The organism is Rhodopseudomonas palustris (assembly GCF_034479375.1).
Lineage (GTDB): Bacteria > Pseudomonadota > Alphaproteobacteria > Rhizobiales > Xanthobacteraceae > Rhodopseudomonas > Rhodopseudomonas palustris_M.
In genome coordinates, this window is record NZ_CP140155.1 from 2,778,236 (window position 1) to 2,801,057 (window position 22,822).

Sequence of the window (22,822 nt, forward strand, 5' to 3'; positions counted from 1 at the left end):
TAATTTAGATTATTGTTGATTATTTCTATTTTAATTGCAACCGGTTTTAAATGTATAATTCAACATAGTTTACGCGTCTTGGCGGACGGCCGTCGCGCATCGATTTGCGGCGAATTCAGCCGATCTCCATCGTAGCCGCCGGCCGCGCCCGCCGGGTCGCGCGCTCAATACTCCCGGATGCTCTCGTCGAGGCCGCGGAGCAGCGGATACAGGAAATACGAGATCACGCTGCGCTGTCCGACTTTCAACTCGGCGGTCACCGCCATGCCGGGAATGAGCTGAACCTGCCCCGACGGAATTCGCAGCTTGCTGTCGGTCACATCCACCAGCACCCGATAATAGGGCGCGGGGCTGCGACGCGCCGCGTCGGTCTTCGCGTCGGGATTGAAAGCATCCTCGCTGACGACGCGGACCAGACCCGTTGCCGTTCCATATTTCTGAAACGGGAACGCCTCAAACTTCAGACGGACCGCCTGCCCGACGGCGATCTGGCCGATGTCGCGGCCCTCGATATTGGCTTCGACCTGCAGCGGCACATTCCGCGGCACGAGGACAAACAATGTCTCGGCCTCCTTCGCCACCGATCCGACGGTCCGGTTCGCGATTTCCAGCACGACGGCATCGATGGGAGCCGTCAGAACGATGAGCTGACGGCGAAGCTCGGCCTTCTTCAGCTCTTCCGCCGCACCACTGCGCTTGCTCAGCGTCTCGACGAGCTCCTGATAGGTGGCGCGCTTGAATTCCTCGATGAAGACCTGTCGATCCGCGTTGGCCTTTTCGATCTTGTGCGCGGCATCGACCTGATTGCCCCGCGTCCGCGACAGGTTGCTCTCGACCTCGAGACGCGCATCCTTCGACAGCAGGAAGTTCAGCCTGGATCCGACCTCCTTGGCCATCAGGCTGGTGCGCATCGATTCGATGGATTTCATCGTTTCGAGTCGCTGCGTGAGGACCGTCTCCTCGTCCTGGCCGGTCTGCAGAACCGCGCGGGCGCTTGCGATCTGGGCGTCGAACGTCGTCAACTGCGTCGCGTAGAACGATTTGCGCTGCGCGAACAGCTTGCTCTGCAGGATCGCATCGGGATTGGCCGGATCGGGCAGCACGTAGTCGCGCCCGTCGAGCTCGGCCCTGAACCGTTCGATCGTCGCATCGAGGGCCGCGACTTTCACGCGCAACTGGTCGAGATCGGCCTGGGAGAATGTCGGATCGAGCGTCGCCAGCGGATCGCCCTGCTTGACCACGTCTCCGGCCCGGACGTGCATCTGCCGAATGACGGATGTCTCGAGCGGCTGCAGCACGAGGTTCGGATGGGTCGTCGTGAGCTTCCCCTGCGCCGAGACCACCGTATCGACCCGAGACAGCGAGGCCCACAGGATCGCGGCGAAGATCAGCGCGACGACGCAATACAGCGTCAGGCGGGCGACGCGCGGCGGCGCGCGCTCTTCGATCTCCACCGCATCGGACTGGAATTCACCGACGATCTCGGGACGGCGCATGCGCGCGACGCCGGTGCCCGGTCGCTTGCGGCGTTCCGAGCTCGCGGGGCCGCCTGCCGCGGGGCCGGGCGGTGTCGCGCGCAGGTCGAGATTCATCTCAGGCCGCCTTCATCTGCTGGTTCCACAAATGCCGATACAGGCTGCACTTGGTGATGAGCTTGTCGTGGTGATCGACATCCAGAATGCGACCGCCCTCGATCACCAGGATGGCGTCGGCCTCCGCCAGCATCGAAAGCCTGTGCGAGACGATGATGACGGTTCGCCCGGCCGCGATCCGACGCAGATTGCGGCGGATGACGGTTTCGCTCTCCGAGTCCAGTGAACTCGTCGCCTCGTCGAGGATGAGGATGCGTGGATCGACAATCAGCGCGCGCGCGATGGCCAGCCGTTGCTTCTGTCCGCCGGACAGGTTGCTGGCGCCCTCTTCGAGCAGCGTGTCGTAGCCTCGCGGCAGCCGCTGGATGAAATCGTCGGCGCCCGCGAGTTGCGCCGCCTGGACGATTTCGGCGAAGGTCGCGTCCCGCTTCACGCGCGCGATATTCTCCCGGATCGTGCCGCGGAACAGGAAGCTGTCCTGCAGGACGACGCCGAGATTCTTGCGGAGGTGAACGAGGTCGACTTCGCGCGCATCATAACCGTCGATCCGCACCAGTCCCTGCTGAACGGGATACAGACCCGACATCAGGCGCGTCAGCGTCGTTTTCCCGGAACCGCTCCGACCGATGATTCCGAAGACCTGCCCCGGGGCGATCGAGAACGACACGTCATCGAGCGCCGCGGCGCCGTCGGGGCCGTAGCGGAAGGACACGCCTTCGAACTCGACGCTTCCCTTGATGTCGGGGCGCAGGCCGCTGCGCAGCGCTTCGCGCTCCGGAGCCTGGTTCATGACTTCGCCGAGCATCCTGACCGCCAGAGCGACCTCCTGATACTCGTGCACCATCGTCACCATCTGCACCAACGGTCCCGACACACGGCCGGCGAGCATGTTGAAGGCGACCAGCGCGCCGATCGTCATCTCGCCGCTGAAGACAGCGAGGGCGCCGAGGCCGATGATGCCGAGCGTCATCAGCTTCTCGAGGAAACCGGTGACGGACTGTGCACCGGCCGAGATCTTCTCCACGTTGAACCGCATCGACACCGACTGCGCGCAGCTATCGTCCCAGACCTTGCGCTGCAGCGGCTCCATCGCCAGCGATTTCACCGTGCGCATGCCGTGCACGGTCTCGACCAGCAGAGCCTGACGCGTGCCCTCGGCCTGGTACAGGCTGAACAGGCGACGCCGGAACGGCCCCATCAACAGCACCACGATCGCGCCGCTGAGAAAGGTGAAGGCCAGTACCAGCCCGGTCAGCTTGAGGCTGTACATCGCCAGCACGGGAATGAAGACCAGCAGCGAGAGCGCGTCCAGGAAGGTGAGAAACAGCCGCCCGGTCAGGAACTCCCGGATGCGGCTAGCCTGCTGCATATGCTTGATCAACACGCCTGCCGAGATGTGCTCGAAGAACGTCACCGGCAGTCCGAGCAGATGACCGAAGGTCTTCGTGGCGACGCGAATGTCGACCTTGTTTGTCGCATACAGCATCAGATATCGGCGCAAGAAACTGAAGATCGCATCGAAGATCAGCGCGGCGACGGCTCCGGCCGCTAGAACGTACAGGGTCGTGAAGCTCTCGTGCACCAGCACCTTGTCGATCACGAGCTGAAAAAAGATGGGGACCACGAGGCCGAGGCCGTAAAGCAGGATGGCGGCGACCGCGACGTCGACGAACAGACGCCGCTCGCGCAGGAGTTCGGGGACGAACCAGCGGAAGCCGAAGCTGTTCTCGCCCGTCGCGGCCTTCTGATCCGGTTTGATCAGCAGAACATCGCCGTTCCAGTTGGCGCAGAACTGCTGCTGGTCGACGAGTAGCGGCTCGTCGCGCCGATCCGCGAGCGGATCAATGATACTGACGCGGGGATCCTCGCTTGCGCCGCCGGCGCCGGCGACGACCACCCAATTGCCGTTCGCGAGCTGTACCATGGCGGGGAAGGCTTCCCCGAGATTCACCAGGGTCTGCCAGTCCAGCCTCGCCGTCTTGGCCCTCAGCCCGGCCTGCTTGGCCATCCGCAGCACGGCCTGCACCGGCAGCGCGGTGCCGTCCACGGCGTATGCATGCTTCAACTGTTCGACCGACAGATCGACGCCGTGGCGCACCGCCACGAATTCCAGGCAGTGCAGCGCCGTCTGAACCGCGACGCGGTTCTCGACGCCCGGATCGGCCTCGGCCTCGCTTTCGCGAGCAGGCTGGGCGGGCTCGTCGTTAGCGGAAATTGGATGAAGCATTGGGATTCCGTGACGCGTGCGAGGCGGATCCGGTGATATCGGGATTGCCGGACATCACGTCCGACGGCGATCGCGGAGCGTTGCGCTTCACCACGCCTGCATCGACCAGCCCCTGCAGCGCGTTCTGCATGACCTCGACGGAGTTGGCGAACGCCTCGATGGAAAAGATCAGACGCTGGCGAAAGACCTTCTTCGGCGCATTGTTGGCGTCACGCTCGGTGGGCGAGAGGCTGACGATATCGACACGCACGATCGACCCGCCGACCGTGATCTCCTCGATTCCGTCAGTATAGATTTCGGCATGCATCGCGTTCTCTCCCTGGCCCGTGAAATTCGTCTGCAGCGACGGCATCGACGCCGCAGCACATGATGTCGGATCCGCTGCTCGGAGACCGCCCCGACGACTCGTCAGGGACGCTGCCGTTGCGCGCAGTCCGTCCGGCGCGCGCCGATGATTCTCGGCACCCGGCCAAGTGTCGGTGTCCGCGGTTGCAACTTTCCAAGCGGCCCGGCCCGGATCCGCGTCCGGAGGCGAATAGCGAGAAGCGGAAGCGGCAGCCCGTTCGGCCGAACCCGCCGATTTAATTTCAATACTCCCCGACGCGCGCTTCGGCGCGCCTCGCGGCGATGGGCGGACAACCGTCACCGCCTCGTCGACCGCGCCCGCCGATCGGACAAGATCGCCATCCCGCCTTGAATAATATAATAAATTCTCTCCGCGCCGGCCCGGAGGAGGGTCTTGTGGCCGAATCATCGTTGCCCAATTCGACATGACCAAAAGCACCGCCAGCCACTGACAGAGACAATATCGATGGGGAAATAAATAATCTGGATCAGTCCGACGGTCAATTAAATTATTATAAAATTAAATCCCCGCTGAGGGTCGACGGGCGCGGTCAGGCGGTCTGGGCCAGATCGCGCAGATAGATCCCGTAACCGCTTTTCTCGAGTCCCAGGGCCAGTTCGAGCAGGCGCTCGCGCGGAATGAAACCCTGCCTGTAGGCGATCTCCTCGAGGCAGGCCACTTTCATGCCCTGCCGCGTTTCGAGCGTCTGGACGAAGCTGCCGGCCTCAATCAGCGACTGAAACGTGCCGGTGTCGAGCCATGCAAAGCCGCGCCCCATGCGTTCGACGTTGAGCGCGCCGGTGGCGAGGTAGCACATCTGGAGATCGGTAATCTCGAGCTCGCCCCGCGCCGACGGCTTGACGTCGGCGGCATGGCGAACGACGTCGTTGTCGAAGAAGTAAAGGCCGGTGACCGCCCAGTTCGATTTCGGCGCCGCCGGCTTCTCTTCCACCGTCACCGGCCGATCGTTGGCGTCGAACGACACCACGCCATATCGCTCCGGATCGCGAACGTGATACGCGAACACCGTGGCGCCCTGCTCGCGCTGCGCCGCGCGCGCCAGCAGTTCGGGCAAGCCATGGCCGAAGAAGATGTTGTCACCGAGAACGAGGGCGACCCTGTCGGATCCTATGAATTCGCGGCCGATGATGAATGCTTCCGCCAGTCCGGACGGCTTCGGCTGCTCCGCATAGCTGAGGCGGATGCCCCATCGGCTGCCGTCGCCGAGCAGCCGCTCGAACTGGGCTCGATCCGCAGGCGTGGTGATGACGAGGATGTCTCTGATCCCTGCGAGCATCAGCGTCGACAGCGGGTAATACACCATCGGCTTGTCGTAGATCGGCAGGAGCTGCTTGCTGACGCCGAGCGTGAGCGGATAGAGGCGCGTTCCGCTGCCGCCGGCCAGCACGATTCCCTTTAGCATACTCCGCTCTCCGGTTAGATTTGGCCGGCTCGCCGGGCTTGCGCGCAGCTCATTCCGGCGAGACGATCCGGCGTCTCCTGCGGACGCTCCGGGCTGAGACGGGATCATGCGCCGAGCAGCCTGAGCCGCCGACCACCATAGACGCCAGAGCGCAGCGAGGCCCACCAGGCGCCATTTTCGACGTACCATTCGACCGTGGCCCGCAGTCCCTCCTCGAACGTCCTGCGCGGCTGCCAGCCCAATTCGCGGCGCGTCTTGCTGTCTTCGATCGCGTAGCGCAGATCGTGCCCGGGACGATCCTCGACGAATGTGACCGCCGATCCAATAAATCCGGCGCCGCCGGTCACCAACACACGCATTATATTACCTCATATTTAATCCGGATGGACGCCCACTCGGCGACCCGGACGTCTGGCAAGGTCCAAATCCGGTCGAAGCGACAAATCGGTCGACGGATCAGACGGATGCAACGAATGGAAATTAACCAAAATCGCCGAAATAGGCCTGAATTGAATTATAAATATTTAATTTTTGCAACCACTTTCTTTATTGATAATAATAGTATTAAATCTCTGGACGAGCGGCGACCGGGTGTTTTGTGGCCGGTGTGCATGCGGGTGAACGGCTTTCTCCCCGACTCAACCGACGGCTTGGTGGGTTTCCAATGCTTCAAAGCAATATCCTGCAAACGGGAAGGATGGTCCCGCTGTATGACGGCCCGCAGGGCGACGAAGGCGCCGGCGGCGGTATCGGGCAGCTCGTCGAATTTGCCATCGGATTCCTCCGGCGCCAGTACGCGGTCATCATCTTCTCGACCATCCTGACGGTCGTCGGCGCCGGGATCTACCTCAAGACGGCGACCCCGACCTTCACCGGCCAAGTCAAGATCCTGTTCAGCAACCAGAAAACGGCATTCGTCCAGCAACAATCGCTGGTCGCCGAGGCCACCATCGACTCCGTCCAGATCGAGACCCAGCTCCAGGTCCTGAAGTCCAAGGCCGTCGCCACGTCGGTCATCCAGAAGCTGAAGCTCTATGACGACAGAGACTTCAAGTCGTCGGACCGCCTCCGCGCCTTCTTCCGCCGGGTAAGGGCCTGGCTGTCGATGGCGCCGCTGGAGCCGGTCGTCGACGAGACCGCCACGGCCGACCAGCTCGCCCTCGCATTCGCCGACCGGCTCACCGCCAACCGTGTCGGGATGAGCAATGTGATCGAGGTGAGCTACAATGCCAGCACGGCCGACCGGGCGGCGGAGATCGCCAATGCCGTCGCGAACGAGTACATCCTCGATCAGTTGAACGCGAAGTTCGAGGCGAACAAGAACGCCACGGCCTGGCTGCAGGACCGGCTGCGCGAGCTGGGTCAGCAGGCGCTGACCGCGGAGCGCGCGGTCAATGCCTTCAAGTCGGAGAACAATCTCGTCGTCAGCGACGGCAAGCTGATCGACGACCAGCAGATCGCCGAACTCAACAGCAGGCTGGTCGCGGCGCGCGCGCTGACCTCTGACAGCCTCGCTCGCCTCAACCGGTTCGAAGAAGTCATTCACGCCATCACTCCGGACAGCCTGAGCCTGGGCGGCATCGACTCGCCGGGCTCCGAGGTGCTGCTCAATCCGATCATCAACACGTTGCGCCAGCAATATCTCGACCATGCCCGACGGGAATCCGACTGGTCGTCCCGGTTCGGCAAGAGCCATCTCGCCGTCATCAATCTGCGCAACCGCATGCGCGACATTCGCACCTCGATCGTGGAGGAAGTCCGCCGCCTCTCCGAGACAAGCCGGAGCGACTACGAGATCGCCAAGCAGAAACAGCAGCAGATCGAGAACCAGCTCGCTTCGGCCGTGTCACGGTCGCGCACCAGTAACTCGGCGGAGCTGACGATGCGGGAGCTCGAGACCAGCGCCAAGAGCTATCGCAGCCTGTATGAGAGCTTCCTGCAGCGCTACATGGGGTCGGTTCAGCAGGAATCCTTCCCCAGCGCGGGCGCGCGTATCATCGCCTCGGCCTCGCCGCCGCCGAGCAAGAGCAAGCCCAAATCGTCGCTCATCATCGCGTTCGGGTTCGCCGCCGGTCTGGGACTGGGCGTCGGGCTCGGCTTGCTGCGGGACGTGATGGACCGGGTTTTCCGGACCTCGGCTCAGCTCGAAGCGGCGCTGCGATTGCCCTGCCTGTCGCTGGTGCCTCTGCTCAGGGACGTCGACCCGCCGGCACCGGCGAGCCCGCCGCCGCCCGGGAACGAGGTCCGGACCATATCGCGGCGATCCATCGGCTATTGGGCGGCGACGGCGATGCCGCTGTCCCGATTCGCCGAGTCGATCCGGGCCATCAAGCTGGCCATCGATCTGAACCAGAGCCCCGCCGCTCACAAGATCGTCGGGATCACGTCATCGTTGCCGAATGAAGGAAAAACCACCATCGCGGCGTCGCTGGCCCAGCTCATCGCGCATGCCGGCAAACGCGTCATCGTGGTGGATTGCGATCTGCGTAACCCGTCCCTGTCGATGAGTCTCGCACCTGCAGCAACGGCCGGCCTGATCGAGATCATCGCCGGGGCCAAGCAGCTCAACGAGGTGACGTGGCACGACAAAAGCACAGGGCTCACCCTTCTGCCGATCGCGAAGAAGGGACCGCTGTTCCACACCAGCGAGATCCTGTCGGCGGAGCCGACCCGCGCGCTGTTCGACAAGCTCCGGGCGAGCTACGACTATGTGATCGTCGACCTTCCGCCGCTGGCGCCGATCGTCGACGTCCGGGCGACGACGTCGCTGGTCGATTGTTTCGTCCTGGTGGTGGAGTGGGGGCGGACGAAGATCGACGTCGTCCAGCACGCCTTGCATACCGCGCCGAATGTCGGTGAAGCGATCCTCGGCACGGTGCTCAACAAGATCGATATGAACGTCATGAAGCGCTACGACAGCCCGCATAGCGACTATTATAATTCCGAGCACTACGGAAGGTACGGCTACGTCGATCAGGACGGGAAGTGACCACGCCGCGCCTGCTCCTCCAATGTGATTATGTGGCGGCAGCGCAACATTAGGAAACTCAATTTAAAAGTGCACAATATCCAGCTGGTTTGAATCGACGAGGGATGCGACTCTGTGCCCCTACGTGGTTAGTTTTGTTGGGGGCTCTCCTGAGCAGTTTTCAGCACGGTCTGGCGATGCTTTGGATCGCAGCTCTTTCATTCGCTGGCGCGGGCTGTTCGATCATGCCGGCCAGCGGACCTCAGAGCATGGACATCCGGACCGGCAGGAATGCCGAGCCGGACAGCCTTCCTTATGCGGTGGTGCGCCTGACCCCCGACGTCGTTGAGGTGCTTGGTCGGCACTCGCCGCGGCTGTCCACCGCCTTCGCCAACCGTGCGCCGCCAAAGGCGTTCCACTTCGGCATCGGCGACATCGTCAGCGTAACGATTTTCGAGGCGGCAGCCGGCGGCCTGTTCATCCCGGCCGAGGCGGGCGTGCGGCCCGGCAACTTTGTCGTCATCCCGAACCAGGCCGTTGACGACCGCGGCAATATCACCGTTCCCTATGCCGGACCGATCCGGGTGATCGGCCGTACCCCGGCCGAAGTGCAGCGCGCCATCGTCGATGCGCTCAAAAATCGCGCCATCGAACCCCAGGTGGTGGTGTCCGTGGTCGAGCAGCGAACCTCGCTGATCAGCGTGCTGGGCGACGTAAGGGCGTCAGGCCGCTTCCCGGCCAGCCCGTCCGGAGAGCGCATCGTCGACGTCATCGCCCGCGCGGGCGGACCCGCTTCTCAGGGTTACGACATGTGGGTCACCCTGGAGCGCCGGGGTCATCGGGCGAGCGTCCCGTTCGGCGCCCTTGTCTATGAGCCCGCCAACAACATCTACGTGCTCCCGTCCGACATCATCTATCTGTACAATCAGGCCCAGACCTTCGTCGCCTTCGGCGCCGCGGGAAATCAGGGCCAGTACAAGTTCGACGCATGGCGGATTTCGCTCGCCGAAGCGGTTGGCAAGGTCGGCGGTCTGGCCGACGATCAGGCCGATCCGGGCGCCGTCTTCCTCTACAGGGGAGAAACCAGGGAAGTCGCGCGCCAACTCGGCGTCGATGTCACCCGGTTCGAGGGCCCCATCGTGCCGGTGGTCTATTCGGTCAACCTGCGCGATCCCGGAGGGTATTTCCTGACGCAGTCCTTCGAGATGCGCAATAAAGACGTGATCTTCATCTCGAACGCAGGTGCCGTCGAGACCACCAAGTTCCTGGTCTTCCTGCGCACCATCATGGCCACGGCGAACGACCCGATCCTGTACGCGATCAACGGCTACGCGCTGAAGGCCGCGATCAACGGCGGTACAAATACGATCATCACAACGCCGACGCCGATCACCACCGCCCCCCGCTAGGCCCATCCGGTTCTGACAATGTCAGAACCGGAGCGTCAGATTGCCGATTTGGCGCGTTTTCCTCCGCGCGCCCCCTACTGCACATCGCTTGGGGACACTCTGGCCGACGGTCCGGCCGGCGGGGCTGAGGCTGTCGAGCCTTCGGCTCGAAGGGGATGGGACGGGCCTGCTCACGACCGCGGCTTTGACCCCAAACCAAAGGCGTGAGCGAGGCCGTTGGTGGCGGCGCTGAGCGGACCGACCCGGTCGGCGGCCGCCCCAACCAAGCCCGGCAGCGGCCTGCAACGTCTCCGTCTCCATGTCGGGCCGAGCGGCCGGCCTCCAGACCACCGCGGTCGTTGTTGCGGTTGCGCCGCCGAACGCATCTTCTGCCCGCATTGCGCAAATCTATTATATCGGATTATATTTATTTAATTATTTATTCGTGGCGAGCGGGTCCGCCGCCGATCTCATTTGATGTCCAGGGAGCGGCTATGAGCGCGAACGTTGCGTTTCTGATGTATTGCGGCTTGATCATCTCCGTTCCGGCGCTCCTCATCGCCCAGGGTGCGGCTGCCGGCGGGATCGTTGCGCTGTTCGCGGCGGCCATCCTGGCGATTGCCGCTGCGACATCTCCATCCTGGGATCAATCCAGGCTGCCGCGCCTCGCCCATCCGGTCATCCTCGTTGGGTTGGCAGGGGCCTTTCTGGTGATGCTTGTCCAGATCGCGCCGATGTCGGGCGGCCCGCTGATCAACCCGATCTGGAGCAGCGCCGCCGCGGCCATCGGAGAAGCACCGACCGGCTCCGTCACGATCGATACCGGGGTGACCTTCCTCGCCATCTGCCGCCTGACGTCGATGGTCGTCATCGCCCTGCTCGCGGTCGTTCTTGCGCAGCATCGCCGCGACGCCGAACGACTGCTCCTCGTCCTGACCGGAATTGCGACGGTGGTCTCGCTGCAACGACTCGCGAGTTACCTCCCTGTTCCGGACTCCGCCCGTTTCCTGCCGTCGGCAGCGCAGGGTGCCGCCGAGACGATCAGCGTCTTCGGCGTTGTGCTGACCGCAGCGACGGTCATCCGGGAATACGAACGCGCGCGGCCGAGCCGATCGCGTCCCCGTCAGCCGTCAGCCTCTTCGCCCGCCGCGTTCGCCGTTGCGGTCGCTGCATTGCTCGTCAATTTCGCCGCAGTCATCTCCAGCGGAGATCCGACCACGCTGTTCGCCGCCGTGTTTGGTGCCAGCGTCGTGCTGGCCGTGCTGACTATTCGCAAGGCCCATCTCAGTTCCTGGGGCCGGGCCGGGACCGCCGCGGTGTTTGCGCTCGCCCTCGCAACCTTCATTGCATTCATGCCCGGCCGCGCCGAAAGCGATTTCATCACGCGTATGACCGACGACGCCAGGCTGCTGGGCGCAGGTGCCGGGACGCTCTCGGCGCTTGCGCCGATCTACGGCGAAGGGGCGACCGCGCCGGCGGCTTCGACTGCCGCGACGCTGACCATCGAAATGGGGCGGCCGTTTCTGTGGCTGACCGTCCTGACCGCCGCTTCATGGGCGTTGCTTCTGCTGAAGGGCGCGCTGCAGCGCGGGCGGGACTATGTCTACGCGGCTGCGGGCGCGGGCTGCATTGCGGCATTACTGCTCTCGGCGCTATCGAGCGAAGGCGGCCTCTCGCTCGCAGCTTGCGTCATTCTGAGCGCCACGCTCGGGCTGGGCCTGTCACACAGCAAGCGTGAGACGCCCCCGGCTTCCGCGGCTTCCGCCCCGCTGCAATCGCCGGCGGAGCCCCCCGACCCCCGATCGTTCGCGCGGTGGCCGCATGTCGTCGTCGGCGTCGCCGGGCTGCTGCTGGCGGGACAGGGCGCCTGGATTCTCCTGCCGGAGATTTCTCGCCCGCCCGCGATCGGTTTCCCCAGCGATCAGCGGCATGCGACCGTCCCGCGGCAGCATCAGGACATGGCGCTGAGGTCGGCGTCCCTGGCGGCCGTGCGAGGCGACCTCTGGGCTGACGCCGCGTTCACCCATGCGGGGATGCTGTGGACCGACCCGGCGCTCGAGCTCGAAGCGGGCGACGGGCGAAACGCCGGCATTGCGGCGAGCCTGCTCAAGGCCCTGCACTACGCTCCGCATCGCGGCGATGCGTGGCTGATGCTGGCCTCGTCCTGCGAACGGCTGAAGCTGCCGGCCTGCAATGTCGGGGCGCTGCTGAAGATGTCTTACTACACGGCTCCCGATCAGGCCGCGCTGCTGCCGTTGCGGCTGTCGCAGGTGCTGCGCTTGGCGGCACTCTCCGGCGACGACGAACTCGCCGACATGGCCCGCCGCGATATCCGCTTCGTGCTGACGCGGTCCACCGAGCTTCGCCCCGCGTTGAGCGCGGCCTATCGATGGGCCTCTCCCCCAGGCAGGCGCCTTGTCGAACAGACCGTCACTCCGCTCGACCCCGCCTACCTGAAAAATCTCCGCGCCGGCTCGCCTCGAGCGTGATCGAGCAAGGTCCGGCATCCGAAAGCGCGCGAATTCCCGCCCAAGAAACGGCGACCGGGATCGAGTGATCGGGCCCTCGCCGACCTCCAAACCCTGGGGAATAATTTAATTCGCCGGACAATTATTTAATAAACCACTTGCAAATTAACTGCCTCCATAGAATTATAATTAACAGTTAATTTTTAATATAATTGGTGGCGACCATGCACACCCTGAGGAGACGGCTCGAGTTCGAGGCCGCGTCCATTTCGGGTCTGGCCAACGGCCCGGCCCGGGACAAGAAGTGGCCAGTTCAATATGATTCGGTCGAGTTGCTGGCGTTGCTGGCGGATATCGCCACAATCTTCGTCGCGAGCCTCGTCGCGGCATTTGCCCACATGCTCCTGCTCGGCACGTCGCAGGAAATTGCGCGGCTGGCCGGCGTAGCGTTGCCGACCTCGGTGGTATTCGCCGCGGTGGCAAAATCCTGCAACATGTACATGCCCAAGGCCCTGCTCGAGCTCCGCAATCAGGTTCGCGCCGTCTGCGCCATCTGGCTCGGCGTCTTCGGCCTGCTCGTGGCGACCACCTTCACCCTGCAGATGAAGGACGAGATCCCGCTGCAGTTCGCGCTGATCTTCGGAGCCGTTGGATTGATGATCCTGATCGCCCAGCGCGTTCTGCTTCGCAATGCGCTGCGCAAGGGGCTCGCCGAGCGTCGCTTTTCTGGCCGCAAGATCGTCCTGATCACGGACGAAGCCGGCCGCGACCTCGTCAACACGCTCAGCGAACTCGGCTATTTCATCGAAAAGCACTTCACCTTGCCGGTCTCTCGCTCGTCGCAACGGCGGCAGGAAGAACTGATCGGCAGGATCATCGACCACACCCGCGAGACCGAGGTCCGCGAGATCTTCTTCGGCGTGAGCCCCGATCACTGGTCTCGAATGAAGCGCGCCGTTGCTGCCCTTCGGGTGCTGCCGCTGCGCGTCCGGCTGGTGCCGACCGGGGCAAGCTCGGACCTCTTCCACCGGCCCTCCATGGAGCTCGGCAGCGCGCGCTGCGTCGAACTGCAGCGCGGACCGCTGTCGCCGGTGGAACTGTTCGCGAAACGTGCCCTGGATATATGCCTGTCGGCCACCGTGCTGGCGGTTCTGTCACCCTTGCTGCTGATCGTGACCGTGGCCATCAAGCTGGATTCACGCGGCCCGGTCTTGTTCAAGCAGCAACGTTGCGGATTCAACGGGCGCCGCTTCACGATCTACAAATTCCGGTCGATGTCGGTGCTGGAAGACGGGCCCAACGTCGTCCAGGCGAAAGCCGACGACGCGCGGCTGACGCGGCTCGGCAGGTGGCTGCGCCGGACGAGCATCGATGAGATTCCGCAACTTCTCAATGTGCTCGAGGGCAGCATGTCGGTGGTCGGGCCCCGCCCCCATGCCATCGCCCACGACAATGAATTCGACAAGGCGGTCCGCAACTACGCCTATCGCCGGCGGGTGAAGCCCGGCCTGACCGGCCTCGCCCAGATCAAGGGTTTTCGCGGACCGACGCCAACGCCGGCCTCGATCGAACGACGCGTCAAACAGGATCTGCGCTACATCGACAACTGGAGTCTCGGCCTGGATCTGATGATCCTGGCCCAGACACCGCTCGAACTGATCCGCGGGCGAAACGCGTTTTGAGCCGAGCTATGGTCTGCGCCTCAAGTCTCCCGATCGGAGCGATCCGCGAGCGCCATGGCAATGTGCTCAAGCAGCAGATCCGAATCGTCTTTGGCGACGGCCGATCCAGATTGACCCTGGTCGGCCTCGGCGTCCGCGGCGCCGGGACGACGATGCAGGGCGGCGGTCAATTCCATTCGAAGCCGATGCCAATCGAGATCAGCCATCTGCACTCTCCGGGTGAACAACCAGACGGAGAGTTTAAACCGGTTCGGCCGACATCCGACGCGAAACTCGGCCGATGGTTAACTGGCGAAACGAGTTTCAGAGGAACGGGATTCGGGAGATTCCGAAGAATGAGCTGCCGATCGAGCTGCCGAACCTCAAGCGCGCTGGCGGCGCGCTTTGGCATTCGCATCGTCTCGAATACGAAAATCGTCGATCTTGCGCCCCGACTTGATCGCCGCGACCAGCCATCTCGGCTGCTTGCCGCGGCCGGACCAGGTCTCGGACGGCGTCGCCGGATTGCGATATTTGGGAAACACCCGCGGATATTTCCGTCGGACTTTGTCATGCCCATCAAAGGCTTGATCCGAATCACTGCCTTCGATGGCAGTCCGCCCCCGGTTCAAAACCGCCAAGCGCTTTTCCAGTTCCTGCTTCTCCGACGTGATCCGAGCCGACAAGATCCTGCTGATCTTCTCGTGAAGCGACCAAAGATCGTCCACCGACATGGATTCCAGATCAAGCTTCTTCGTCGACATCAGTTCGCCCTAACTTAATTCCGTCGCACGTCGCATTCCAGCAACACTTGTTCCGGAAATAAGGCTATTTGCCGAGTCGAACAAGGCTAGAATCAAAATAATCCACGGTGATGCGACATCTAATCCAATTTAAGCCAATCCATTGAAACTACTTCATTTTCGGAGAATCCGGATTCGGCCCTACCCCGAACGGAATGGCCCGACTCTTCTGCCGGAGAACGACACGTCTGGCCTTTCGGCAGGATCGCCGCGACGCCCCCGCATCGACCGGCGCTGATCTTGATTTAAATTGCTTATTTATTATACATCCAGAGGGCAGAGATTTTAATAGAATAAACTGGTTTATATTAAACTCAAATGCTATTATAAAATCGCGATTAACGACCGGGACCCAGGGCATCGCCGCGCCATGGATCCGCGCCTCGTGGATTAAAACTGATTGTTTCCGGCAAGGGACGCTGAGAGTAGATGCGCAAGCCAGAGCTACCAGATTTGGAGGCCATGCAGTTCGACGAACTCTGGACCATCCATGAAGAGCTCACCAAGATCTTGGCCGATCGAATTCTCGGAGAGAAGCGAGAACTCGAGAAGCGACTTGCGAAACTGAACCAGACCGAAACCTCCGAGCCCGAAGGACCTGAAAGCTTCCGCAAGCGTCCCTCGCGCCGAAAATATCCCAAAGTGGTCCCGAAATACTTCAATCCTTCTGAGCCGAACGAGACATGGTCGGGGCGGGGGAAGAAGCCCCGCTGGCTGGCCCTCGCTCTGCAGGAGGGCCACGTCCTGGAAGAACTCAAGATCAAGAAAACCGATGACGACGGCGATCAGAAGCCGATTGACGATACCGAGCCGTCGTCGTGATCCACAACATTGCCACGACAGCTATCGTGGCATCCTTCAACGCTGGTCGACGCCAACCGCTTCCGACGACAGCTGCCTCAGCGTTCGATCAATCTCTCCAACCCGGTTGATCAGTTCATCACAGATGTCGATCCGCGCCCTCACGGCGGGGCTGTCGTGCGGCTGAGCAATGAGGTTCAGGCCTGCCCGGGCATTCCTCAAGCAGACGATCGAAATGGCGATTCGATCCGCCGGCGTTTCACTGGTCGATATCATCGGCCCTCTCCGTTCCAGCCTTGGTCGATCGGCTTTCTATTTGGCTTGCCAACCGGCCAAGAGGTTCAACGCCGCCGACCATACTTCGCAAAGAAAACGAAGCTCTGACGAATGTGTGACTGAAGGGAGGACATCGTGCGATCGCGCACGGGAATCGCCTGCGAGACAGCGGTCTTTCGATCTTTTGATCCGCTCCGAAAAGTTCGGCACGCCGCCCGCGCGCATGATCACACGCCTCCAGCGATGACGATGCGCTGACCACGACGAAGCGGCGCCTGCTCTCGTCATGCAGAGCCGATCGCCCCGATGCCGCGCGCGATTGCATCGGCAGCGGCAAGCGGCAATGAACCGTCCGCGGCCGGGTCTCGCGTCGTTTGAAAAGCGCCGATCGATTCCCGTTCGCCCCGGGGTTGGTCGCTCGAGTTGCTGAACCGGTCTCGTTGGACGAACTCATCGATCGGCCGCATGGACTCGGCCAGTCGAGGCCACCAACCCCGCAACCGACAGGAGCCCGACACTTGAAGAGCACGCTGCTGAACGCTTCCGGAGCGAACGGCGTCCCGCAAGATCAGCCGGTTCGGGATCCGCCCCCTGTACGCTGCGACAATGAGGACGAGTTCCGCGTGGATTGCTCCACGGCACTGGCCTATCGCGGGACGCCTGTCGCGTCCGACTCCCCGAATATCCGGCAATCCCACCGAAGCGCCGGAGAGACAGCGTCACCGACATCGTCAACGACCTCAGAAGAATTTGCTGAGGATCCGTTCTAGCCATTCGAGCAGATCGCGGTCCCGGCCGCCTCGCGGCGGGCCGCCCCGCGGCGGTCCCCCCCGCCCGCCGCCAGACCCGGCGACGGCCTCCGAATTCAGCGACGTCGACAACAGGACCGTCAAGACCGGCGGAGTGACCACAGCGAACTTCCCGCACGCGGCCAGAAACTTGCGCCGATCTTCGTCCAACGGGTCCTGACCTTCCACCTTGTGATCGTTATCGGCTGACATGTGCGAATTCCATATTTAATATGTAATGATTATTGCGATTTAATTTAAATGTCGCTAATGCTGAATGTCAAGCGAAACAGTCGAATAATGGTTGTCCTGTGGAAACCTCCGCGCCCCAACGATCGCCCGCGATGCATGCGCCCCCCACGGGCTCCTCGCCGGACCTCGCCGTACTTCGCACGGCGGCCGGCACGTCGTTCGCGCTCATCGATCAGTTGCCCGTCCTGTTCAGCGAGGACGACCAGCAACTGCTCGAGCTGAACGACGTCGCGGCCTTCATCTGGTGCAGTATGCAGGATGCCGTCCCTCTCGACGCGATTTCCGGCCAGCTGGCCGAGCGCGGACTAACTCCCGCCGCGGCGCGAGAGAGCCTGCGCGATGCGCTCAACCAATGGCTCAGCGCCGGACTCATCGTCCCGTGCACCGACGCCGCAGATTTTGTCTTCACCGCACCGATCGGTCGGACGTCGATTGAAATCCGCACATCGGATGTGCAGATCATGAATCACCTCCGGTCACTGTTCGTCGCAACGACATCCCGCACCGTCAACGTCGATGCGCGTTTCACGGTTCATCGGGTCGGCGCCACTTCCATTGTGATGCGGGAGGGCCGCAAGGTTCTGGGTTGCGCGATCAACGAACTGGCGCCCACGTTCAAGGCCTATGTCATCGAGCATCTGCTGCTCGCCGGCGATGGGCGCGACGTGATCTTTCACGCGGCCGCCGTCACGTCGGGCGACCATGGACTGCTGATCAGCGCGCCGCCGGGCACGGGCAAGAGCACCCTGACGATGCACCTGCTGAAAGCCGGCTTCGGCTATGCGACCGACGACATCGTGTTGATCGGCGCCGATGGTTCGATCCGCGGGGTGCCGTTTACGCCGACGCTGAAATCGAACTCGTGGCCACTGATCGATGATGTCCGGCTCGGCGCGGACGGCGTTCCGATCCATGATCGGCTCGACGGTCACGCGGTCCGATATCTCGACGTCGAAGCCGATTTCCACGAGGGAGCGATCCGGGTCGACTGGATCGTCTTCCTCGAACGCGGATCCGACCGGACGGCTCCGGCGTTGACCGAACTGAACGAGCTCGACACTCTCAAACGAATCATCGCGGCGTCGTTCGCAACCCAAGGCAAATTGACGGGCGACGGCTTCCGAATCCTGAAAAGGCTGGTCTCGCACACCCGCTCGTTCGTGTTGCAATATGCAGAAGCCGCGGACGCAACCGGCAAGCTGATCGAGTTGCGCGATGGCGAGCTTTAGCCACGCCTTGCTGCCGCTGTGCGACTGCCTCAAGGGCAAGGTGCCGCAGCGGGCGGACTGGACGGCCATTGTCGGCCTCGCCAACCACACATTGACGACGCCGTCGCTGATCGGATTCGTCACCGCGCAACGTAGTGCGATTCCGGACGAGGTTGCCGCTTATGTCCACGCGCTGCACGAGCGCAATGCGATCCGGAACAATCGTCTGAGCGACCAACTCGAAGAGGCCGTCGTCGCACTCAACGGCGCCGGAATTAAGCCGCTCCTGCTCAAGGGAGCCGCAATGCTGGCGACCATCCCGCCGACCGATCGCGCACGCAGGTTGATGTCCGATCTCGACCTCGTCGTACGGCCCGACGAGATCGACGCCGCCATGAAGGCGTTGGCGTCGATCGGCTACAATGTCGACTACGAGGCGGACGGGCAGCAGAAGAAATGGTACGCCGACCTGAAGCGCCCTGCCGACGTTGGCATGATCGATTTGCATCGCGAGTTTCCGGGCCAGTCCTTCCTCGACCAGACCACCGCTGACCTCCGGTCTCACCTGCGGGCAAGCCGGCTGGGCGCGGCCAATGCCCTGGTCCCCTCGCCGGAGCTACAGGCGCTTATCTTCGTGATGCACGATCAGTTTCAGGACCATGATTACTGGACGGGCAGCATCGATCTGCGACATCTGCTGGATCTGCGCACACTGATCGCCGCGCCGGGGGGCGTCCAATGGGACGGCCTGATGACGATGGTGTCGGGCACCCTGGCGCGGAATGCTGTCGAAACCCAACTTATGCTCCTCACCACGCTATTCGATCTACCCTGGCCAGATCACTATCCGAAGCGACTGGTCCCGAGAGTTCAGGTCTGGCGCCAGCTGCTGCAGGCCAGGTTCCCGCAGATCCGCTATTTTCTCCTGCCGATCGGACTGCTCGACTACCGAAGCCATCGTCGCGCGGCCACGGGAAAGCAGCCGTCCGGTGACCGCAAGCGCCGGTGGCTTCCTCGACTCGGAACCCTGCGCTTTTTAATGTCGTTGTCTTATGGAGATCGCGCTGGAAAGATCTGAACTCGGTAAATCGGTGCACGAATCTGTTAGACGAGCTGGCTTTGCGGGTGCAGAATAGCGCTATTAAGAATTATTCGATTTTAATTTGTCTCCCCTGCGGGATCGAGTGATGACCTGCATTCGATCGTTTGTTTGTCTCAGATTTTTTAAAGCTCGGAACATTTGATTGATGGGCAGAGTAAATCGGTGGCGACCGTGAAACCATTTGCGCGTATTAGTGATGCGGCCCGGCGTTTGGCTGAGGTTTCCGCCTCCATGCAGACTCTCATGAGAGACCTTTACGAACTACGGGAAACTGTCGCTCACGCAGAGGACATGTTCTGCCGATCGAGACGACGAAGGCCGGCGGCGCGAGCCCGGGCGTCGCGCCGCGCACGTCGTCGATAGCTGTCATCGCGTGAACTATCGCGCCTCCACGACGCTTTGTCGTGCGCTTCGCCATGTTTGCGGCGCATCGCAAACAAGGCTTCGAACCGACGAGGCCCGCCGCCGGGACCACGCCGCAGATCAACGATCTGTTTATCCGGTGATTCAATCTTCGTGTAGATCGCGGGAGATGAGGGGGCGGGTTTTCAGCCGGACGCCATGTCGAAATTGGCCGTGCGAGATTTGCGTCACACGGTTTGCCGCGATCGGCACATTATCACAGTAGGCAAACGATGATCTAGTACGATCAATCCGCACGCCTCGGTCCGGCATGAACACAGGGTGACGCGGGCGGCGGATCAGGCTGACGCAGGCGACCTCGCCGCCCGGGCCTTGGAATGGGATATGCGCCGTCTCGCATTCAGGGGGCATTTTTCGACACGTGGTCGAGCCGCGGCCCGTGGAGAAGGCGCTACCAGTTGCTCCACCGATTGGCTCGCGATGATCTCGCGCAGCAGTATTAACTCTCGCACCTCCGTCGCCAGCCGTTCAAAGAGATCGACCATCGTAGCAAGCTGCTCCAGCGAAGCACTCATTGCACCCTCTCACCTGGTCAACGGCCGTCTCGCTCAATAGGTCGAAACAGGACACGCTCAGGTTCAACCGATTGTCCTATTGCCCTCTTCAATTGTGCGGAGCGGTGAATGGGCGGGCGGCGCTTGGCAGGCAATACGCCACAACGGTCTCATCCCAAATTTGCCGCCTGGGCAGCTGCCGGCTGCTTTTCAAGACATCCACTCGTCTAAGTTGCAATGGCAACGGTCTTCTTGAAGACCGTGCAGAGCCATGAATTGCGCCCCTGAGTGGTCTGGGCTTCGTCGACGACCTCGAACGCTCGTTTGGCCTCCCGCAACACCGCTCGTGAGCGCCGCGACGCGGTGTAGGTCGAAACGATGATGCAGCCGCCCGGCTTCAGCGACTGCGCATAGCGCTCGAGCGAACGTATCGGATCACGCAAATAGTACAGAGACTCGTTGAAAACGACGACGTCGAAACGGCCTTCCGGCTCGTGACCGTCGCCGTCAGCCTGGGCGAATATAGTACGATCGTCCTGATGAGGAGCGAGCTTCTCGATCGCTACGTCGGAAATGTCGATTCCCACGTAGCGCTGATAGCCGAGCGCTCTGAAGCGCTTGAACAGCACCCCGTCGCCGCAGCCGACATCGAGGAACTCACCGTCGCGCCGGAATGCATCCATGTAGCCAATGATTGCCCAGTAGCGGCTGTTTTCGTGCAGTTGTCCAATGTAGTTCCAGCGCCCATCGCCATATTCGGCGTCCCAGGTCGACTTTTCCTTCGGACTGTCGCCGAATCCCTGCGCTGTCTCCCATGCACTGACGGAGCGCGCGAGTGCGCCGCCGAATGGCATCCGGGCAAGCCCGAACGCGTAATATGCAGCGCGTAGACGCCTCCACGCGTGATATTGCAGGGTGGATAACATTCTCCAATATTGCCACTGTCTCGCGCGAGGTCGCAAGCCTGCCTGGAATTTTCGTAGGCGACAGCATGACGCAGCAGCGCGCGTCCGACCAACTCAGCTGATAGCAGCGAAGAACGCGTAGCAGCTTTCGCCGGCCGCCCGACAGCTCCCCCCCCCTCGCGATCATGATCGCGATCAATAGAATGACGCACCCAAGGCCATGATCGCCGCCTATCTGGCGAGAATGATCACCCAGAGACCTTGGCTCTCTGCCTCCACCGGCCTTCGTTCGGCTGATTAAATACTTGCGCGGTAGTCTAAATAATTAGGGTTTAAATCGGGTTCGCTTTGACGACTCCGGGGATTTTGTATTCGGTAGTTAGTATATTTCTACATATATTGGAACCGCGTCCCATGATCTCACGAGCCCGAGAGTGCAGGCGGCGTCTCAAGCTGTTGATCGAGAATCGAGCGAGATTATTGCTCGAACTCGCGCAGCTTCAGAAAATGCGGCGCGCGGTGGCTCGCGCGGAGGCTTGGACCCGAATGCGGCGTCGGCCCCCTTTGAAATCCTCGCCGAGGAGACGCTAGGGCTATTCGCCGCGAGCGCGGCTGCAAAGCCCTCCGCATATCGGTGTCGCTCGGCATCGGGATCATGCTCGCTCCACAGAGGTCAGGATGCATCCGTACAATAGAGCATCGGGCGACGGGGCAAGACCCTGCGTGGAACGGGCTCGGCAGTCGCGCGCAGGTCGCGCCATCGTCTGCATTGAGGCCGGCAGCAAGTGTCTGCTTCGCTGGTACAGTTGGGTGGGCTCGAACCACCGACCTCCTGTTCCACAGACAGGCGCTCTAACCAACTGAGCTACAACTGCATCCGGCGCAGCCGGGGCCGCGAACGGGCGGAAACTAGGTGCAACGCCGCGCTTTGGCAAGGCCGCGGAAGGCCCTCCGACGAATGTCGTGGGTCGGTATCGACAAAAAAGCCCGGGACCAGGCCCGGGCTTTCGAAATCGTGCGAACGGCGCTGGATCAGCCGGCGGGCGTGAACATCTTCGAGGCGCTGGCCTTGATCGGCTCGACGGTCTCGGCCGCAACCTTCTGGCCCAGTTCGGTCAGTTCCTTGGTCTGCGTGGTCAGAACTTCGACCTGCTTCCTGGCGTGCGAGGTCCACATTTCCATCATTTCCGGCAGGGTCTTGGCGCCGAACAGGCTGTGGGCGAAATCGAAATTCGCGCTGGTGTTGGCCTTCACGAAGTCGAACACCTTGGTGGAATAGTCCGTCGCGCCCTTGCTGGCCGAGGAGAACACCGCCTCGATCGCGCCGTTGTTGGTTTCGGCGGCGTCGCGCAGCTTGCTGTAGCTTTCGCGGGCCTGGGTCACGCCCTTCTCGGCGAAGGCGCGCATCTGCTCCGGAAGCTGGAACGGCATCACGGTGGAGAACGGATCGTTCGAATCGGCCATTGGGGGACATCCTTCGGTGGTGGGGAAATCGAAGTGACCCGCGCGATGACCTGATCAAAAAATGGGCCGAACGCCGAGCCTGGAGGAAGGACGACCCGCGCTGGTCATCCTTTCGTACGTATCTTAACGCAGAATTTGTGCAATGCAACATAAAATTGCACCGCATTGCCGCATTGTTCGCCAATTCTGAACATCAGAACGGCGAACATTCCCAGCGAGCGAGGCCTAAACCC

Annotated in this window: 18 protein-coding genes and 1 tRNA gene; 7 read left to right on the forward strand and 12 right to left on the reverse strand. The window is 62.2% G+C overall.

Going from position 1 to position 22,822, the window contains the following annotated elements:
• Positions 1–164: 164 nt before the first annotated feature.
• The 5 genes from SR870_RS12510 to SR870_RS12530 all read right to left on the reverse strand — a co-directional run bounded on the left by SR870_RS12510 (position 165) and on the right by SR870_RS12530 (position 5,947).
• Entirely contained in the window at positions 165–1,592 is a 1,428-nt protein-coding gene (locus tag SR870_RS12510; protein WP_322513893.1) for an HlyD family type I secretion periplasmic adaptor subunit, read from the reverse strand.
• A gap of 1 nt (position 1,593) precedes the next feature.
• A complete protein-coding gene (locus tag SR870_RS12515) occupies positions 1,594–3,819 on the reverse strand; it encodes a peptidase domain-containing ABC transporter (RefSeq protein ID WP_322513894.1) in 2,226 nt (741 codons plus the stop codon).
• Complete coding sequence (locus SR870_RS12520) at positions 3,797–4,126, reverse strand: hypothetical protein (protein ID WP_322518259.1); 330 nt, start codon at positions 4,124–4,126, stop codon at positions 3,797–3,799. The genes SR870_RS12515 and SR870_RS12520 overlap by 23 nt, the downstream gene beginning before the upstream one ends.
• 589 nt (positions 4,127–4,715) lie before the next feature.
• Positions 4,716–5,588, reverse strand: coding sequence for a glucose-1-phosphate thymidylyltransferase RfbA (gene rfbA, locus SR870_RS12525; RefSeq protein WP_322518260.1), 873 nt, complete (start codon positions 5,586–5,588; stop codon positions 4,716–4,718).
• 104 nt (positions 5,589–5,692) lie between these two features.
• Positions 5,693–5,947: a GDP-mannose 4,6-dehydratase gene (locus SR870_RS12530; RefSeq protein ID WP_322513895.1), complete on the reverse strand. Its 255-nt coding sequence runs from the start codon at positions 5,945–5,947 to the stop codon at positions 5,693–5,695.
• A 338-nt stretch (positions 5,948–6,285) separates the two neighbouring features.
• Between SR870_RS12530 and SR870_RS12535 the strand changes: the two genes are divergently transcribed.
• The 4 genes from SR870_RS12535 to SR870_RS12550 all read left to right on the forward strand — a co-directional run bounded on the left by SR870_RS12535 (position 6,286) and on the right by SR870_RS12550 (position 14,094).
• Positions 6,286–8,577: a polysaccharide biosynthesis tyrosine autokinase gene (locus SR870_RS12535; protein ID WP_322513896.1), complete on the forward strand. Its 2,292-nt coding sequence runs from the start codon at positions 6,286–6,288 to the stop codon at positions 8,575–8,577.
• Positions 8,578–8,825: 248 nt separating this feature from the next.
• Positions 8,826–9,965, forward strand: coding sequence for a polysaccharide biosynthesis/export family protein (locus SR870_RS12540; protein WP_322513897.1), 1,140 nt, complete (start codon positions 8,826–8,828; stop codon positions 9,963–9,965).
• 473 nt (positions 9,966–10,438) lie between these two features.
• Positions 10,439–12,433 carry a hypothetical protein gene (locus SR870_RS12545; RefSeq protein ID WP_322513898.1) on the forward strand — a complete coding sequence of 665 codons (1,995 nt, stop codon included), beginning with the start codon at positions 10,439–10,441 and terminating at the stop codon, positions 12,431–12,433.
• Positions 12,434–12,636: 203 nt separating this feature from the next.
• Entirely contained in the window at positions 12,637–14,094 is a 1,458-nt protein-coding gene (locus tag SR870_RS12550) for an undecaprenyl-phosphate glucose phosphotransferase (RefSeq protein ID WP_322513899.1), read from the forward strand.
• Between the two features lie 20 nt (positions 14,095–14,114).
• Here the strand turns inward: SR870_RS12550 and SR870_RS12555 are convergent, their stop codons facing one another.
• A complete protein-coding gene (locus SR870_RS12555) occupies positions 14,115–14,300 on the reverse strand; it encodes a hypothetical protein (RefSeq protein ID WP_322513900.1) in 186 nt (61 codons plus the stop codon).
• A gap of 156 nt (positions 14,301–14,456) precedes the next feature.
• Positions 14,457–14,837, reverse strand: a complete 381-nt coding sequence (locus SR870_RS12560) for an H-NS histone family protein (protein ID WP_322513901.1) — start codon at positions 14,835–14,837, stop codon at positions 14,457–14,459.
• 468 nt (positions 14,838–15,305) lie between these two features.
• Here SR870_RS12560 and SR870_RS12565 point away from each other — a divergent pair, with 468 nt between their 5' ends.
• Positions 15,306–15,698: an H-NS histone family protein gene (locus SR870_RS12565; protein ID WP_322513902.1), complete on the forward strand. Its 393-nt coding sequence runs from the start codon at positions 15,306–15,308 to the stop codon at positions 15,696–15,698.
• Positions 15,699–15,734: 36 nt separating this feature from the next.
• On the opposite strand, the gene SR870_RS12570 is transcribed toward SR870_RS12565, so the two are convergent.
• Positions 15,735–15,953, reverse strand: coding sequence for a hypothetical protein (locus SR870_RS12570; RefSeq protein WP_322513903.1), 219 nt, complete (start codon positions 15,951–15,953; stop codon positions 15,735–15,737).
• A gap of 740 nt (positions 15,954–16,693) precedes the next feature.
• Complete coding sequence (locus tag SR870_RS12575; protein WP_322513904.1) at positions 16,694–16,954, reverse strand: hypothetical protein; 261 nt, start codon at positions 16,952–16,954, stop codon at positions 16,694–16,696.
• 131 nt (positions 16,955–17,085) lie between these two features.
• Here SR870_RS12575 and SR870_RS12580 point away from each other — a divergent pair, with 131 nt between their 5' ends.
• Together SR870_RS12580 and SR870_RS12585 are read left to right on the forward strand one after the other, a co-directional pair.
• Positions 17,086–18,222, forward strand: a complete 1,137-nt coding sequence (locus tag SR870_RS12580) for a PqqD family peptide modification chaperone (protein ID WP_322513905.1) — start codon at positions 17,086–17,088, stop codon at positions 18,220–18,222.
• Positions 18,209–19,279, forward strand: coding sequence for a nucleotidyltransferase family protein (locus SR870_RS12585; protein ID WP_322513906.1), 1,071 nt, complete (start codon positions 18,209–18,211; stop codon positions 19,277–19,279). The genes SR870_RS12580 and SR870_RS12585 overlap by 14 nt, the downstream gene beginning before the upstream one ends.
• A gap of 1,168 nt (positions 19,280–20,447) precedes the next feature.
• Here SR870_RS12585 and SR870_RS12590 read toward each other — a convergent pair.
• The 3 genes from SR870_RS12590 to SR870_RS12600 all read right to left on the reverse strand — a co-directional run bounded on the left by SR870_RS12590 (position 20,448) and on the right by SR870_RS12600 (position 22,589).
• Complete coding sequence (locus tag SR870_RS12590) at positions 20,448–21,146, reverse strand: class I SAM-dependent methyltransferase (protein WP_322513907.1); 699 nt, start codon at positions 21,144–21,146, stop codon at positions 20,448–20,450.
• 777 nt (positions 21,147–21,923) lie between these two features.
• Positions 21,924–22,000: transfer RNA gene (locus SR870_RS12595), tRNA-His, on the reverse strand.
• Between the two features lie 157 nt (positions 22,001–22,157).
• On the reverse strand, positions 22,158–22,589 hold the full coding sequence (locus SR870_RS12600) for a phasin (RefSeq protein WP_322513908.1): 432 nt from the start codon (positions 22,587–22,589) through the stop codon (positions 22,158–22,160).
• Positions 22,590–22,822: the final 233 nt, after the last annotated feature.